Genomic DNA, 15,898 nt, shown 5'->3' on the forward strand with positions numbered 1-15,898 from the left:
GCACCTCGTTGCCGCTGAGTCCCGGAGCCGTTCCCCGGTTCCGGGACTCTTCGGATGCCGTGACAGTCCCACTCCACAGGTGAGGGATCACTCCCGTGCAGTTCCGCCAACAGGCCCTCGCCAAGCTGCAGTCGCCGGAAGAGCTGGACCTTCCGGTGCGCCTGGCCCGCCCCCAGGGCTGGCTCGCGCTGTCCGTCTCGGTCCTCGCCATGGCAGCCGCCTCCGTATGGGCGGTGACCGGCTCGGTCGCCTCCGCCATCGGCGCGCCCGCCATCCTCACGCACGCCGAGGGCAGTTACGTCCTGCAGAGCCCGGTCGCCGGCCAGGTCACCGCGGTGCTGGCGAAGCAGGGTCAGCGACTGCCCGCCGGCTCCCCCGTACTGAAGGTGCGTACCAGCCAGGGCGAGTCGGTCGTCCGTACGGTCGCCGCCGGCCGGGTCACCGCGCTGGCCGCCACCATCGGGCAGATCGTCAGCACCGGCGCGAACGTCGCCGCCGTCGAGAAGGTCGCCCACGCCTCGGACCCGCTGTACGCCACCGTGTACGTACCGGCCGAGAACGCCGCCTCGATCCCCGCGCACGCCCCCGTCGACCTGACCGTGTCGTCGGTGTCCACACAGGAGTACGGGGTGCTGCGCGGCCATGTGAAGTCGGTGGACCGCACCGCCCAGTCCGCCCAGTCGATCGGCGCGTTCCTCGGGGACAGCCAGCTGGGCGAGCAGTTCACCAAGAAGGGACGGCCGGTGGCCGTGCTCGTCGAACTCGACAAGCCCGCCGAGCCCGACGGGTCCGCCGGGACGAAGGGCCGTTACGAGTGGAGCCGCTCCGCGCCTCCGTACGGACTGGACTCCATGACCCCGGCCACCGCTTCGATCCGGCTGGCCGACCAGCGTCCCGTCGATTGGCTGCTCCCGTGACCACCGCCCAGGAAACCCGCGGCAGACGCCGTGCCGCCCCGCCCCGGCGTGCCGTTCCCAAGAGCCGGGGCCGGGCCGTGCGCACCCCCACCGTGCTCCAGATGGAGGCGGTCGAGTGCGGCGCCGCCTCCCTCGCCATGGTGCTCGGCCACTACGGACGGCACGTCCCGCTGGAGGAGCTGCGCATCGCCTGCGGTGTCTCCCGCGACGGCTCGCGCGCCAGCAACCTGCTGAAGGCGGCCCGTGGTTACGGCCTGACCGCCAAGGGCATGCAGATGGACCTGGCCGCCCTCGCGGAGGTGGGCGCTCCGGCCATCCTGTTCTGGGAGTTCAACCACTACGTCGTCTACGACGGCATGGGCCGCCGCTTCGGCCGCCGCGGGGTGTACGTCAACGACCCCGCCAAGGGACGGCGTTTCGTGCCCATGGAGGAGTTCGACGTCGGCTTCACCGGCGTCGTCCTGGTGATGGAGCCGGGCGAGGACTTCGTGAAGGGCGGGCGCCGGCCCGGCGTGCTCGGTGCCATGCCCGCCCGGCTGCGCGGCACCGCGGGCACGCTGCCCGCGGCCGTGCTGGCGAGCCTGCTGCTGGTGGCGGTCGGCGCGGCGGTGCCCGCGCTGAGCCGGACCTACATCGACATGTTCCTGATCGGCGGTCAGACTTCACTGCTGGGCGTGCTGTTCGCTTCCATGGGCGCCTGCGTGCTGCTCACGGTGGTGCTGACCTGGTTGCAGCAGGCGAATCTGCTGCACGGCCGGATCGTCTCCTCCACCCTCTCCAGCGCCCGCTTCCTGCGCCATCTGCTGCGCTTGCCGGTGACCTTCTTCGCCCAGCGCAGCCCGGCCGACCTGGTGCAGCGCCTGCAGTCCAACGACCAGGTCGCCGAGACACTGGCCCGCGACCTCGCGGCGGCCGGCGTGGACGCGGTGGTGGTCGTGCTGTACGCGATGCTGCTGTACACCTACGACCCGCAGCTGACGTTCGTCGGCATCGGCGTGGCGCTGCTCAACGTGGTGGCGATGCGGTTCGTCGTACGGCTGCGCGCCACCCGCACGGCGAAGCTGCGCGCGGACACCGCGCGGCTGACCAACACCTCCTACACCGGTCTGCAGTTGATCGAGACGATGAAGGCGACGGGCGGTGAGGACGGCTACTTCCGCAAGTGGGCCGGACAGCACGCCACCACGCTGGAGGAGCAGCAGCGGCTCGGCGTGCCCAGTGCCTGGCTGGGCGTGGTGGCCCCGACGCTCGCCACCCTCAACAGCGCGCTCATCCTGTGGATCGGCGGGATGCGGGCGGTCGAGGGCCACGTCTCGGTCGGTCTGCTGGTCGCCTTCCAGGCGCTGGTCACCCGCTTCACCGCCCCGCTGACCCGGCTGAACGGCGTGGCCGGCCGTATCCAGGACTTCGCGGCCGACGTGGCCCGGCTGAAGGACGTGGAGAACTTCCAGGCCGACCCGCTCTACGCCCGCCCCGGCGGCGACTCCACGCGGCGCCTGCACGGGCACGTCGAGCTGCAGAACATCAGCTTCGGTTACAGCCCCCTGGACAAGCCCCTGCTCACCGGCTTCGACCTGGTCGTGGGCCCGGGCCGGCAGGTCGCGCTGGTCGGTGGGTCGGGCAGCGGCAAGTCGACCGTGTCCCGGCTGATCTCGGGCCTCTACACGCCCTGGGAGGGCGTGATCCGCATCGACGGGCAGCGCCTGGAGGACATCCCGCGCGGCGCGCTCGCGGCATCCGTCTCCTTCGTCGACCAGGACGTCTTCCTCTTCGAAGGCTCGGTCCGCGACAACGTGGCCCTGTGGGACCCGTCGATCCCCGACGACGCCGTGGTGGAGGCCCTGCGGGACGCGGCCCTGTACGACGTGGTCATGCGCCGCCCCGGCGGTATCCACAGCAAGGTCGAGCAGGACGGCCGGAACTTCTCCGGCGGGCAGCGACAGCGCCTGGAGATCGCCCGGGCGCTGGTGCGGCGGCCCAGCATCCTCGTCCTCGACGAGGTGACCAGCGCGCTGGACGCGGAGACCGAGCAGATCGTGATGGACAACCTGCGCCGGCGGGGCTGCGCCTGCGTGGTGATCGCCCACCGGCTGAGCACCGTGCGCGACAGCGACGAGATCGTCGTGCTCCAGCACGGCACGGTCGTCGAACGCGGGCGGCACGCCGAACTGGTGGCGCGGGGCGGCGCGTACGCCGCGCTGGTCAGGGAGCGATGAGATGACGTCCGTACCCGAAGGCGACCTCGTACTCGGCGCGCTCGGCACCCTGGGCACGCCGATCGACTGCACGGGCCTGAACCGGCTGGAGCTGGAGGGTCCGCAGGTGCTGTGGCTGGTCGCGGCGGGCGCCGTGGACCTGTTCGCGGTGGACGCCGGGCAGCAGGGCCACTGGCACCATCTCGGCCGTCTGGAGGCCGGCTCGCTGCTGCTCGGGCCGGTCGCCGGCCCCCAGCACACCCTGGTGGCCCGGCCGTTGCGCGACTGCGTCGTGCACCGTATCGGGCTGCGCGAGCTGTACCAGCCCGCAGACACCCAGACCTGGTCGTACGACGAGTACGGCAACCCCCAGTACGTGCCGCCGACCTCGAGCCCGCTGGAGTACGCCCTCGCGCTCGGTGTGGGACGCAGCCTTTCGGTCCTGTTCCAGGCGCCGATGGCCGGGGAGGCGGCCGCCGGGGATGGGGGCGCCCCCGCGCGAGCTGATTCGAGCGTGGGGGACGACGAGGACGTGTTCTGGATGCAGGTGCCGCCGGGCAGCGTCCAGTACGGGTCGCTGTACGGCGCGGAGGCCGCCGCCGACCTGCTGATGGACCCTGCCGTGTGGCAGAGCATGGTCGACCAGCAGTACCGGCTGCTCACCACCCTCGACCGGTGGATCGAGCAGCTGGAACGCACCCACGAGGACCGTACGGCGGCCGGGATCAAGGCCGGTGAGGCGGTCCGCGCACAGGCCGACCGGACCTTGCTGGCGTCCATCGGGAAGGGCCCGGCGAAACGCACGACGGCCGCCGACGCCGACGCCACCTACGCCGCGTGCCGACTGGTCGCCCAGGCGGCCGGGATCCCCCTTGCCGAACCGGCGCAGAACGGCACCGGAGGCGACCGTCTCGACCCGGTCGAGCGGGTGGCGCTCGCCTCGCGGGTGCGTACCCGGGCCGTGCGGCTGAGCGGACGCTGGTGGCGGGAGAACGCCGGACCGCTGGTGGGCCACCGGGCACTGTCGGGGGCGCCGGTGGCGCTGCTGTGGCGGCGCGGCGGCTATGTGGCGGTGCATCCGGCGACCGGCCGGGAGACGCCGGTCGAGAAGGCCAACGCCGAGGAGTTCGAGCCGCGCGCGGTGATGTTCTACCGTCCGCTGCCCGAGCGGCGCCTCGGCCCGCTCGGCCTGCTCCGGTTCAGCATGCGCGGCACCCGCGGCGACCTGCTGAACCTGCTGCTGGCCGGGCTGGTGACGGTGGCCATCGGCTCGCTGGTGCCCATCGCGACCGGCAAGGTGCTGGGCGAGTACGTGCCGAAGGGCCGGCAGGAACTGATCGTCCAGGTCTGTCTGGCCGTGATGGTCAGCAGCGTGGTGGCGGCGGCCTTCATGCTGCTGGAGAACCTCACCATCCTCCGCCTGGAGGGCCGTATCGAGGCCACGCTCCAACCGGCCGTCTGGGACCGGCTGCTGCGACTGCCGACCAAGTTCTTCACCCGGCGCTCGACCGGTGAACTGGCCAGCGCGGCCATGGGCATCAGCGCCATCCGGCGGCTGCTGGCGGGCGTCGGCCCGGTGGTCGCCCAGTCGGTGACCGTCGGCGCGATGAACCTGGGGCTGCTGTTCTGGTACAGCGTGCCGATGGCGATGGCGGCGATCGGCATGCTCGTGGTCATCGCGGCGGTATTCCTGGGGCTCGGCCTGTGGCAGGTGCGCTGGCAGCGGCGTCTGGTGGTGCTCGGCAACAAGCTGAACAACCAGGCGTTCCAGACCCTGCGCGGTCTGCCGAAGCTGCGGGTGGCCGCGGCGGAGAACTACGCGTACGCGGCCTGGGCCGCCGAGTTCGCGCGCAGCCGCGAGCTGCAGCAGAAGGTGGGGCGCATCAAGAACCTCACCACGGTGCTGGGCGCGGTGTACCTGCCGGTGTGCACCCTGCTGATGTTCATGCTGCTGGCGGGTCCGGCCCGCGGGACGATGTCGGCGGCGGCCTTCCTCACCTTCAACACCTCGGTGACCATGCTGCTCACCTCGGTCACCCAGCTGACCGGCTCCTTCGTCTCGGCGGTGGCCGCGTTGCCGCTGTTCGAGGAGATCAGGCCGGTGCTGGAGGCGGCCCCGGAGGTGCGCGACGCGAGCACCCGGCCCGGCCCGCTGTCCGGCGCGGTGGAGGCCCGGCGGCTGTCCTTCCGGTACGCCGAGGACGGGCCGCTGGTCCTGGACGACGTGTCCTTCGAGGTACGGCCGGGCGAGTTCGTGGCGATCGTCGGCCCCAGCGGCTGCGGCAAGTCCACGCTGCTGAGGCTGCTCATCGGCTTCGACAAGCCGGTGTCCGGGAGCGTGCTGTACGACGGCCAGGACCTCGCGGCCCTCGACCAGTCGGCGGTGCGGCGGCAGTGCGGAGTGGTGCTCCAGCACGCACAGCCGTTCACCGGGTCGATCCTGGACGTCATCTGCGGCACCGAGCCGTACACGCCCGAGGAGGCGATGGCGGCGGCCGAGATGGCGGGGCTGGCGCAGGACATCCAGCGGATGCCGATGGGCCTGCACACGATCGTGTCGGGCAGCGGCGCCGTCTCCGGCGGCCAGCGGCAGCGTCTGATGATCGCGCAGGCATTGATCCGCCGCCCGCGCATCCTGTTCTTCGACGAGGCGACCAGCGCGCTGGACAACGACACCCAGCGCACGGTCATCGACAGCACGCGCAAACTGAACGCCACCCGCATCGTGATCGCCCACCGTCTGTCCACCGTGCTGGACGCGGACCGGGTCATCGTGATGGAGGACGGCAAGGTCGCCCAGCAGGGACCGCCCGCCGAGCTCCTCGCGGACACCGGCGGCAGGCTGCACGAGCTGGTGCGTCGGCAGCTGGCGTAGCAGCCCCGGCACGCACGCCGCGCGCCTTGGTGCCGGCGTTCGCGGCACCCCTGCCTCGCGCACCCATCGAAACTTTGCCGTTTCGCAGAAAGTGGTCTAACCTCGGCCCTGCAGGTGTACGAAACCGTTTCGTTTACATGCTCTTTGCTCGCTGCCCAGACCGACTTCCCCGGAGTGGTTCCCCGATGTCACACAAGACCCTGGAGGACGAGGCCCGTCCGGGCGCCGTCCAGGCGCCGCCGGACGCCTCACAGAAGCGGTGGTGGATCCTCGCCGTCGTCGCCCTCGCGCAGCTGATGGTGGTCCTCGACGCCACCATCGTGAACATCGCACTGCCCTCGGCCCAAGCCGACCTCGGCTTCTCCGACGGCAACCGGCAGTGGATCGTCACCGCGTACGCGCTGGCGTTCGCCTCGCTGCTGCTGCTCGGCGGCCGGACAGCGGACCTGTTCGGCCGCAAGACGGCGTTCCTCATCGGTGTCGTCGGCTTCGCGGCCGTCTCCGCGCTCGGCGGCGCCGCGAACGGCTTCCCGATGCTGGTCACCGCGCGCGCCCTGCAGGGTGCCTTCGGCGCGCTTCTCGCACCGGCCGCGCTGTCGCTGCTCAACACCACGTTCACCGACGCCCGGGAGCGGGCCCGGGCGTTCAGCGTGTACGGCGCCATCGCCGGGGCCGGCGGCGCGGTGGGCCTGCTGCTCGGCGGCGTGCTCACCGACGCCCTCGACTGGCGCTGGACGCTCTACGTCAACGTGGCCATCGCGGTCCTGGCCTTCGCCGGCGGCTGGATCCTGCTGGCCAACCACCGGGACGCGGCGAACTCCAAGCTCGACGTGCCGGGCACGGTCCTGGTCGCCGCGGGCCTGTTCTCCCTGGTCTACGGCTTCTCCAACGCCGAGACCCATGACTGGGGCTCGCCGCTGACCTGGGGCTTCCTGATCGCGGGCGGTGTGATCCTGGCCGCCTTCACCTGGTGGCAGACCCGGGCCGAGCACCCCCTGCTGCCCCTGCGCATCCTGACCGACCGCAACCGCGCCGCCTCGTTCCTCGCCGTGCTGATCTCCGGCGCGGGCATGTTCGGCGTGTTCCTGTTCCTGACGTACTACCTCCAGCTGAACCTGGGTTTCAGCCCGACGAAGACCGGTGTGGCCTTCCTGCCGATGGTCGGCGCGCTGATGGTGACGGCCCAGCTCGGCACCACCGTCCTGGTGCCGCGGATGGGACCCAGGGCGGTCGTTCCGCTGGGCTTCGCGGTCGCCGCGGCCGGCATGGCCTGGCTGACCGGCATCGGCGTCGGCTCCCACTACATGAGCGCGGTGCTGCCGCAGCTGCTCGTCACCGGCATCGGCCTCGGCCTGGTCATGCCGCCCGCCATGCAGCTGGCCACCGGCGGGGTGGCGGCCGAGGACGCGGGAGTGGCCTCCGCGACGGTCAACGCGATGCAGCAGGTGGGCGGTTCGATCGGCACGGCGCTGCTGAACACCCTCGCGGCGAGCGCCGCGACCGACTACCTGTCCGGCCGGGACGCCACCAGCAAGCTGGTCCAGGCGCAGGCCACCATCGAGAGCTACACCACGGCCTTCTGGTGGTCCGCCGGCCTGTTCGCCGCGGGCGCGCTGATCGCCTTCACCGTCTTCCGCCGCGGAGTGCCGGAGCAGGACGCGGACGCCGCACCGGTGGTCCACATGTGAGCAGGACCGCTCCGGTCCGGGGGACCTGGGCGCCCTCGGCCCCGCGGGGCCGCCGTCCGCGGCTGGACGGCGGCCCCGCTCACGGTCTGTCCGGCGGTCCGGGCCGCGAGAGACCGGCGGTGCTCATCGATGCCGGTCGCCGAACTCCCCGCCCGCGGAGCCGCCGGACAGGCCCTGGCCGCCGGGACGCAAGCGGAGCCGTGCCCGCCGCCCGGGTGAAGGGCATGACACGGCCGCAGCGGGTACTTGCCAGCCATGCGGATAAGTGTGGTGGACGTGGGCTCGAACACGGTGCGGCTCGTGGTGGCGGACGCGGAGGGCGGGGTGCCGCTGCCGGTGCACACCGCCAAGTGGCGGCTGCGCCTGTCCGAGCAGGTCGAGCCCGGGGGGCGTATCCCCGACGAGGCCGTGGAACGACTGGTGGAGGCGGTGGCCGGGGCGAGCAGGACCGCCGCCAAGTGGGGCGCGGCGGGGCCACTGGCCTTCGCCACCGCCGTGGTACGTGCGGCACCGAACCGGGCGGAGGTCCTGCGGGCCGTCCGCACGGGCACGGGCGTCGACCTGTGCACCCTGCCCGGCGAGGTCGAGGCCGAGCTCACCTTCCTCGCCGCCCGGCGCTGGCTGGGCTGGCAGGCCGGGCCGCTGGCGGTGCTGGACATCGGCGGCGGATCGCTGGAAGTCGCCTTCGGGCGCGGCCGGCTGCCGGACTTCGTGGCCTCGCTGCCGCTGGGGGCGGGGCGGCTGACCCGCGAGTTCCTCGCCGACGAGGACCCGCCCTCGTCCGAACAGCTGCGTGCCCTCAGACGCAGGGTCCGCCATCAGCTGCGGGACGTGGCCGCCCGGATCCGCTGGGAGGGCCCGCGCTCCGCGGTGGCGACCTCGCGCACCTTCCAGCAGCTGGGCCGGCTGTGCGGTGCCCCGCCGGGACGGCACGGACCGTTCGTGGAGCGGGTGCTGCACCGTGACGACCTGCGTGACGCGGTGAGCCGGCTGGCGGCCCTGCCCGCCGTCGAGCGCGCCCGGCTGCCCGGTATCTCCGCACCGCGTGCCGCGCAGAGCCTGGCCGGGGCGGTGGTCGGCCACACCGTGATGAAGCTGACCGGCCTCGGCGCGGTCACCCTCTGCCCGTGGGCGATCCGCGAGGGCGTCCTGCTGCGGCGCATCGAGGACGGCCCGGCCTGGTGGGCGGAGACCACCCGCCGCGCGGAGGAGCCCCCGCCCCCCGAGCCGGTGCCGCTGCACGTCGCGGGCGCCGCGAACTGAGCCGCCGTACCGCGCCTGCGCACGGAACCGGCGTACAGAACATACGGAAGGAGAAGGAGACAGCCATGTCCAAGCCGGAGAACCGGGACGAGCATCCGAAGACGGCCCTCGAGGAGGTCCTCCACGAGGCCGACCGGGCCGAGAAGCGCACCACCGATCCCGCCCGCGCCGAGGAACACCGGGGCGAGGCGGGAGACGCGATCACCCCGAACACACGGGCCCAGGAGGATTCGCAGGGCGACTGACCGGGCGGGATGGCGGGGCACGGTCCGGGTACCCGGGCGGCATGGAACAGCACTCCCAGGGACCCGCGCTGCCCCCCGCCCGCGGCCCGGTCTCCGCGGCCGTCGAGGAGTATCTGCTCGGCACCGGCCCGGCACCGTCCGACGAGGCGGTCGCCGGGGCGGACGCGTGGGGGGACGACCTCCAGCTCGGCCTCTACCTCTGCTACGAGCTGCACTACCGCGGCTTCGCGGGCGTCGCCCCGGACCTCGAGTGGGACCCCGGCCTGCTGCGTGCCCGCGCGGCGATGGAACGGCGCTTCCTCTCCGCGCTGCGCGCCGGAACACCGGTCCACGCCAGCCTCGACGACGCGCTCGCGGAGATCCTCGTGGAGCCCGTCGACGGCTCCGGTGTCAGCCACTACCTGCGCGACGAGGGCGAACTGTGGCAGCTGCGCGAGTACGCGGCCCAGCGCTCCCTGTACCACCTGAAGGAGGCCGACCCGCACGCCTGGGTGCTGCCGCGCCTGTGGGGCCGGGCCAAGGCGGCGATGGCCGCCGTCGAGTTCGACGAGTACGGCGGTGGCCGTCCCGACCGGGTGCACGCCCGGCTGTTCGCCGACCTGATGACGGACCTCGGGCTGGACACCACGTACGGCCGCTACCTGGACGCGGCGACGGCAGAGGTGCTGGCGACCGTGAACCTCATGTCCCTCTTCGGTCTGCACCGGGAGCTGCGCGGCGCGCTGGTGGGCCACTTCGCCGCGGTGGAGATCACCTCCTCCCCCGGTTCCCGGCGGCTGGCCGAGGCGATGCGCCGCACGGGCGCCGGACCGGCCGCGGAGTTCTTCTACGACGAGCACGTCGAGGCCGACGCGGTGCACGAACAGGTGGTGCGCCACGAGGTCATCGGCGGACTGCTCGAACAGGAGCCGCAGCTGGCCCCCGACATCGCCTTCGGCATCGACGCGACCGGACACCTGGAGGAACGCCTCGCCCGCCGGCTGCTGGACTCCTGGCGTGCGGGGCGGTCCTCGCTGCGCACCCCGCTGAGGGAAATGAACCATATTTCCTGAATGCCGGGGTACTCGCGTTCCGTGAATTCACTGGTACTCCCGGGTGTGTACGCCCCGCAGGACGACACCGAGCTGCTGGCCGAAGCGCTGTCCGAGGAGCCGCTGGAACCCGGCGCACGGGTGCTCGACGTGGGTACCGGCAGCGGCGCCCTGGCCCTGGTCGCCGCCCGGCGGGGCGCGGAGGTGACGGCGGTCGACATGTCCCGGCGGGCCGTGTGGACGGCCCGGCTCAACGCATGGCTGGCCCGGCTGCCGGTACGCATCCGGCGCGGCAACCTCTTCGGCCCCGTGCGCGGACGGTCCTTCGACATGATCCTGGCCAACCCGCCGTACGTGCCGGCACCCGACGCCCGGCCGGAGCCACGCGGCCGGGCGCGGGCCTGGGACGCGGGCCGGGACGGCCGTCTCGTCCTGGACCGGATCTGCCGCGACGCCCCGGCACTGCTGCGCCCCGGCGGAGTCCTGCTGATCGTCCATTCCGCGCTGAGCGGCCCCGACCGCACCCTGGAGCTGCTGCGCGCGACCGGCCTCAAGGCCGCGGTCACCCGCCGCCGCTGGATCGCCTTCGGGCCCGTGCTGCGGGCGCGGCAGGGCTGGCTGCGGGATCACGGGCTGCTGTCGGCCGCCGACGAGAAGGAAGAGCTGGTGGTCATCCGTGCCGAACGAGCCCTCTGACGCACAGCGCCCCGCTCCGCCCCGGCACGTACGCATGCAGCGGCGGGGGCCCATCCTCGTCGACGGTCCGGTGGAGGTGGAGCTGGAGGACGGCACCACGGTGTCCTCGGACCGGTTCCGCGTGGCCCTGTGCACCTGCCGGCGCAGCCGCCGCTATCCCTGGTGCGACACCAGCCACCGGCGCAGGGCCTGACAGCCGGCGCTGGGAGCGGCGGCGAGATCTTGAGGTCTTGCCCGGCGCTTCCCGGGATGCCCCGGGACGGGCAGCCCGGGAAGCGGCCGTGATGCCGGGGGACGGCGGGCGGCCCCACTCCGCCCGTCCGGCCCCCGGTGCGAGATCGCGAGGTCCCCGGGACCCTGGTCCGCACTCCCCAGCTGCGGGCCCTGTTCCGGTGGTCGCGGAGACCGGGCGATCCCGGTCCTCAGAACGCGAAGACGGAGGAGCCGTAGGCGTCCTTCACGCACGCGTTGCCGAAGGTGTGCTCGTAGGAGACACGCTTGCCCTGCCAGACACCCTCGACCGTGACGACGACCGGGTCGTACACCTTGGTGCAGAACACGTCGTCGTCGCCCTTGAGGGCGTCGAGGTCGCCACCCGCGCCGCGCAGCTGGGCACAGGCCTCGGCGGCGGCCGGGTGCGTGCCGGAGGCGGTCGGGGCGCAGGACAGTGTGACGGCGCGCTCGGGTGTCGCGGTCGCCGCGCTCTGGCCGTGGCCGGTGGTGAGCACCAGGGCCGAGGGCGCGTAGAGCGACGACGGGGCGCTGACCGGTGCGGCGACGGCGGCCCCGGTCAGGGGTACGCAGACGGCGGTGGCCGTGAGGCCGATGGTCGCTGCCCAGCGCGCGGTGGTTCGCATTGTGTGCATCCTTCCGCTCGATTCGACGGGTCGCCGCCCGGCCCGGTGGGTGCCGGAAACGGCGTGCGCCACTCTGCCGAGTCCGCCGCCGAAACTCACATCGGACCCACAGCTTTCGGTAACCTTGCGTGTTGAATCAGTGGCGCGAAGTCACAGAATTCGAACGTTACAACGCCGGAACTGAGCGGTTCTTGATCGCCTCGAGCGGCCGCGTGGCTGAATCTCACCACTTCGTTAATAGGCCTGAAACATTCCGGTTCCGCCCTCGGCGCACTTCCCGGCACCCCCTTGTGTTCATGTGAATGCGGCGTAATCGTCATTACATGATTACTTCAGAGCAACGCGAGAAGCTGCGCGGCTGGTTCACCGGCCGGTTGCCCGACGACCTCTTCCAGGAGCTGGTCGAGGTGACCGCCGACCGCGAGGAGATCACCGTGATCGGCCGCATCCCCGGGCCCCGGGTCGTCGAGGGCGCCTCGGACGCCGAGCGGGAGGCTGCTGTACAGGGCCGTGTCCAGGAGTTTCGCGAGCGCACCCGGGAAGTCCGGATCTCCGTGGCCCGCGAGGCCGAGCACCACTTCCGCAGGAAGGTCTCCTGGGGCGTGGAGTGCGACGGGGAGCGTGCCCTGTTCACGCACGTGGCGGCACCCGTGATGACCCGGCTGCGCCAGCCCGAGCGCCAGGTCCTCGACACCCTGATCGCCGGCGGGGTCGCACGCAGCCGCAGCGACGCCCTCGCCTGGTGTGTGCGGCTGGTGCAGCGGCACACCGACGACTGGCTCACCGAACTGCGCGAGTCCCTCGAACACGTCCAGCGGGTACGGGCTCAGGGACCGGACGCCGATGAGCCACCCGCCTCGCCCGCCGACGACAGTGCGAACACCGAGAACACCGGCGAGGAGTGAGACCAGCCGACGACCGGCATGCTGCCGGACCTTGCGGCAACCTTGCCGGCATGACCGCCCCGGGGCCGCCTCGCCTACCCGCCGGTATCGTCGGCACGGCGCGCGACCGGCGACGAGAGGCGGGACGTACGGATGGCGAAGCACTGGGCGGACTTCCAGTACGAGATCTATCTGAACGGGACGACGGGCGCCGTGCCGCGTCTGCCCACCGACCTGACCCGGCTCGAGGAACTCGCCGGGCACCGGCTGGGTCCCGGCCCGGTCGGCTATGTGGCGGGCAGCGCGGGCAACGGCAGTACGGCCCGAGCGAACCGGGCCGCCCTGGAGCGGCGGCGGATCCTTCCGCGTCTCCTGCGGGACGTCCGGGAACGGGACCTGTCGGTGGACGTGCTCGGCCGCGCGCTGCCCGCCCCGCTGGCGCTGGCACCCGTCGGCGTGCTGTCGATCATGCATCCGGAGGCGGAGACGGCCGCCGCCCGGGCCGCCGCCGCCGAGGGCGTGCCGTACGTCCTGTCCTCGGCGTCCAGCACACCGATGGAACAGGTGGCCGAGGCCATGGGGGACGGTGAGCGCTGGTTCCAGCTGTACTGGGGCAAGGACCGGGAGGTGACCGTGAGTTTCCTCGGCCGGGCGCGGGCGGCCGGGTTCACGGTGCTGGTCGTCACCCTGGACACGCCGCTGCTGGCGTGGCGGCCGCGCGACCTGGACCAGGCGTACCTGCCCTTCCTGCACGGGGTGGGCACCGCGAACTACTTCACCGACCCGGCCTTCCGGGCGGGGCTGGCGAAACCGGTGCACGAGGACCCCGACGCGGCGGTGCGGCACTTCCTCGGCCTGTTCGGGGACGCCGGTCACACCTGGCCGGACCTGGCGTTGCTGAGGGAGCACTGGGACGGTCCGATCGTCCTGAAGGGTGTCCTGCACCCGGACGACGCCCGGCTGGCCGCCGACGCCGGGATGGACGGGGTGGTGGTGTCGAACCACGGCGGCCGGCAGGTGGCCGGTTCCGTCGCCGCGGCCGACGCGCTGCCCCGGGTCGCTTCGGCGGTCGGTGACCGGCTGACGGTGCTGTTCGACAGCGGGGTGCGCACGGGTGACGACGTCTTCAAGGCCCTCGCTCTCGGGGCCCGGGCGGTGCTGCTCGGGCGGCCGTACGTCTACGGGCTCGGCCTCGACGGGCAGGCGGGCGTCGAGCACGTGATCCGCTGCCTGCTCGCGGAGTTCGACCTCACGCTCGCCCTGTCCGGCCACGCCACCCCGGCCACGGTGGGAGCCGCCGATCTCGTCGAGGAGCCCGCGTGACCCTCCGGAGAAGCCCGTGCGGCCCTCCGGCGGCCGGGGCGGGCCGGCCTGTCCGTCAGCCCCGCGCCTCCCGCTCCGGCAGTCCGGCCGGCCGGGCGGGCGGTGCCTCGGTTCCGGTGACCGACAGGGAGCCGGGGCTCGCCGACGGCGGGTCGATGAGCCAGCGCTGGCCGGCCGATCTGTCACGGACCTTCACGACGATGTCGGCGCCGGCGCCCTTCCCCGCGGTGGCCAGGGCGAGGGTCTCGTCCCAGCGGGGCAGCAACTCGCCCTGCACGGTGAGGTCGTAGCGCACGTCGCCGGCCCGGCGGATCCTGCCGTCCGCGCAGGTACCGAGGACGACCACCCCGGCGTCCGCGTGCGAGTCGAGGCACAGGCCGGGGTCGGCGGCGCTGCGCAGCAGCCCGTCGGTCTCGTACGTCCACTGCTGGGTGGAGGCCGACGAACAGGCCGCCGACCGGACGCCCGCCCCGGCCTCGGGTGTGCCCTGGATGTCCAGGCAGAGCCCGGTGGCCGCGTTGCGCAGATGGGTCCCCGGGGTCGCGGCGGGCAACTGCGCCGCACCGGGCGGGGAGGCGGTGGCGTCGGGCGTGCTCCGGGCACCGGCGGCACCCGTCGAGGCGACGGGGTCGGTGGTGTCCCCACCGTCCGGCCACACTCCGGCCACCAGTACCGTCGTGAGCAGTCCGGCCGAGGCCAGGCCGACGCCGGTGAGCAGTGTCCTGGGTGACGGGGCCGGCCGCGGGACGAGTGCCGACAGGGGAATCCGCCCCAGCATGCGGTGGCGCGCTCCCCCGCCGGGCCGTCCCCCGGTGCGCCAGGAGGTGCCCCGGGTCCGCGACGCCTGCGAACCGGCCCGTCCCGGGCGGGAGTCGAGATAGCGGCGGGCACCCCAGCCGAGCACGGCTTCGGCGAGCAGGATGCTGGTACCGGCCTCGATCTGGCCGAGTTGCTCGGCGGCGTGCCGGCAGTAGCGGCATTCGGACAGGTGCTGCTGCACGTCGGGCAGCAGGTCGCCGCCGCGTCGGATCGGTACGTCGAGGAGGCGGTTGTAGAAGCGGCAGTCCTTGGTGGGCGCGAGCTCCCGGTGGGCGCGGACGCAGCCCCGCCGGAAGGCTTCCCGGGCCTGCTCGAGTCCGGCTGCCGCGGTGTCGGCGTCCAGGCCGAGCAGACCGGCCGGCACGGTGAGCGGCTCGGCCTCGACCTCGGTGTGCCACAGCAGGCACTGGGCGAGCGGCATCAGGCCCCGGTAGGACCGCTCGGCGAGGGCGCGGTTGTCGGGGGTCATGGACTGCACGGTGCGCATGCCGCGGCCCCCGGCCGGTTTCGCCAGGTCCGGCAGCACCTCGGGCAGACGGTCGTCGGCCGACCACTGTGCGACCGTGTCGCGCACGGTCACCAGCAGCCGGGGCCGCAGCGGATCGGCCGGTTCGCCCAGCGCCAGCCGGTCGAGGACCCGATGGAAGGCGGTGGCGGTGACCATGCGGACGACGGCGCCCTGGGCGGCGAGGCAGACGGCCGCGTAGTCCTCGGCCGGCTGCCAGTGCCGTGCCATCAGCAGGGCGACGGCTGCGCCGGCCTCTTCGTCCTCCCGTCCGCGCAGTCGTTCGGCGAGTGACTCGTCGGAATCTCCGGCAGCACCGCCGGAAGGCGGGTACGGAGGACGAGGGGGGTGGGGGGTGGGCACGGGGTGAATCCTTTGGTGCGTGTGCGCTCGAGTGGCTCACCCTTGCACAACTCACCAAAGCCCAACAAGGCGTTGGACCGCATCCATACCTCTCACAGAACTTCGGGCCACCGGTCCGCTCTCGCCGGTCCGTGCGCCCCGTGTGAAGCGCGCGCACACGCCGGCCCGCCGCGCACGCTCCCGGCGCCCGTCGCCGGGGAGTGCACTGGGAGCCGGCCTACTCGCAGGCCCCGCGCA

At 73.0% G+C, this 15,898-nt stretch carries 13 protein-coding genes; 11 read left to right on the forward strand and 2 right to left on the reverse strand.

The annotated features are described in order from the left end of the window. Positions 1-95: 95 nt before the first annotated feature. The 9 genes from ACWC21_RS02995 to ACWC21_RS03035 all read left to right on the forward strand — a co-directional run bounded on the left by ACWC21_RS02995 (position 96) and on the right by ACWC21_RS03035 (position 11,103). Entirely contained in the window at positions 96-917 is an 822-nt protein-coding gene (locus ACWC21_RS02995) for an HlyD family efflux transporter periplasmic adaptor subunit (protein WP_450877482.1), read from the forward strand. Continuing rightward, the gene (locus tag ACWC21_RS03000) at positions 914-3,133 is read left to right on the forward strand and encodes an NHLP family bacteriocin export ABC transporter peptidase/permease/ATPase subunit (protein WP_450877484.1); all 2,220 of its coding nucleotides are present in this window, start codon (positions 914-916) and stop codon (positions 3,131-3,133) included. Before ACWC21_RS02995 ends, ACWC21_RS03000 begins: the two co-directional genes overlap by 4 nt. Before the next feature lies 1 nt (position 3,134). Beyond that, positions 3,135-5,987 (forward strand): NHLP bacteriocin export ABC transporter permease/ATPase subunit, encoded by a 2,853-nt coding sequence (locus tag ACWC21_RS03005; RefSeq protein WP_450877486.1) that lies wholly within the window; start codon positions 3,135-3,137, stop codon positions 5,985-5,987. A gap of 185 nt (positions 5,988-6,172) precedes the next feature. Then, positions 6,173-7,675, forward strand: a complete 1,503-nt coding sequence (locus ACWC21_RS03010; protein ID WP_450877488.1) for an MFS transporter — start codon at positions 6,173-6,175, stop codon at positions 7,673-7,675. Positions 7,676-7,930: 255 nt separating this feature from the next. Continuing rightward, a complete protein-coding gene (locus ACWC21_RS03015) occupies positions 7,931-8,938 on the forward strand; it encodes a Ppx/GppA phosphatase family protein (RefSeq protein WP_450877490.1) in 1,008 nt (335 codons plus the stop codon). A 65-nt stretch (positions 8,939-9,003) separates the two neighbouring features. Further along, positions 9,004-9,183 (forward strand): hypothetical protein, encoded by a 180-nt coding sequence (locus ACWC21_RS03020; protein ID WP_450877492.1) that lies wholly within the window; start codon positions 9,004-9,006, stop codon positions 9,181-9,183. Between the two features lie 41 nt (positions 9,184-9,224). After that, positions 9,225-10,235, forward strand: a complete 1,011-nt coding sequence (locus ACWC21_RS03025) for an iron-containing redox enzyme family protein (protein WP_450877494.1) — start codon at positions 9,225-9,227, stop codon at positions 10,233-10,235. Continuing rightward, positions 10,236-10,910, forward strand: a complete 675-nt coding sequence (locus ACWC21_RS03030) for a HemK2/MTQ2 family protein methyltransferase (protein ID WP_450877496.1) — start codon at positions 10,236-10,238, stop codon at positions 10,908-10,910. It abuts the gene before it with no gap. Continuing rightward, positions 10,891-11,103 (forward strand): CDGSH iron-sulfur domain-containing protein, encoded by a 213-nt coding sequence (locus ACWC21_RS03035; RefSeq protein ID WP_450877498.1) that lies wholly within the window; start codon positions 10,891-10,893, stop codon positions 11,101-11,103. The genes ACWC21_RS03030 and ACWC21_RS03035 overlap by 20 nt, the downstream gene beginning before the upstream one ends. A gap of 229 nt (positions 11,104-11,332) precedes the next feature. Here ACWC21_RS03035 and ACWC21_RS03040 read toward each other — a convergent pair whose 3' ends face one another. Next, positions 11,333-11,767: a protease inhibitor gene (locus ACWC21_RS03040; RefSeq protein WP_450877500.1), complete on the reverse strand. Its 435-nt coding sequence runs from the start codon at positions 11,765-11,767 to the stop codon at positions 11,333-11,335. Positions 11,768-12,090: 323 nt separating this feature from the next. Here ACWC21_RS03040 and ACWC21_RS03045 point away from each other — a divergent pair, with 323 nt between their 5' ends. Both ACWC21_RS03045 and ACWC21_RS03050 read left to right on the forward strand, forming a co-directional pair. Further along, the gene (locus ACWC21_RS03045) at positions 12,091-12,672 is read left to right on the forward strand and encodes a hypothetical protein (RefSeq protein ID WP_450877502.1); all 582 of its coding nucleotides are present in this window, start codon (positions 12,091-12,093) and stop codon (positions 12,670-12,672) included. Positions 12,673-12,804: 132 nt separating this feature from the next. Beyond that, positions 12,805-13,974 carry an alpha-hydroxy-acid oxidizing protein gene (locus ACWC21_RS03050; protein WP_450877504.1) on the forward strand — a complete coding sequence of 390 codons (1,170 nt, stop codon included), beginning with the start codon at positions 12,805-12,807 and terminating at the stop codon, positions 13,972-13,974. Between the two features lie 55 nt (positions 13,975-14,029). On the opposite strand, the gene ACWC21_RS03055 is transcribed toward ACWC21_RS03050, so the two are convergent. Then, positions 14,030-15,661 (reverse strand): RICIN domain-containing protein, encoded by a 1,632-nt coding sequence (locus ACWC21_RS03055; RefSeq protein ID WP_450877506.1) that lies wholly within the window; start codon positions 15,659-15,661, stop codon positions 14,030-14,032. Between the last annotated feature and the right edge of the window lie 237 nt (positions 15,662-15,898).

This window comes from Streptomyces sp. NPDC001348, from assembly GCF_053597535.1.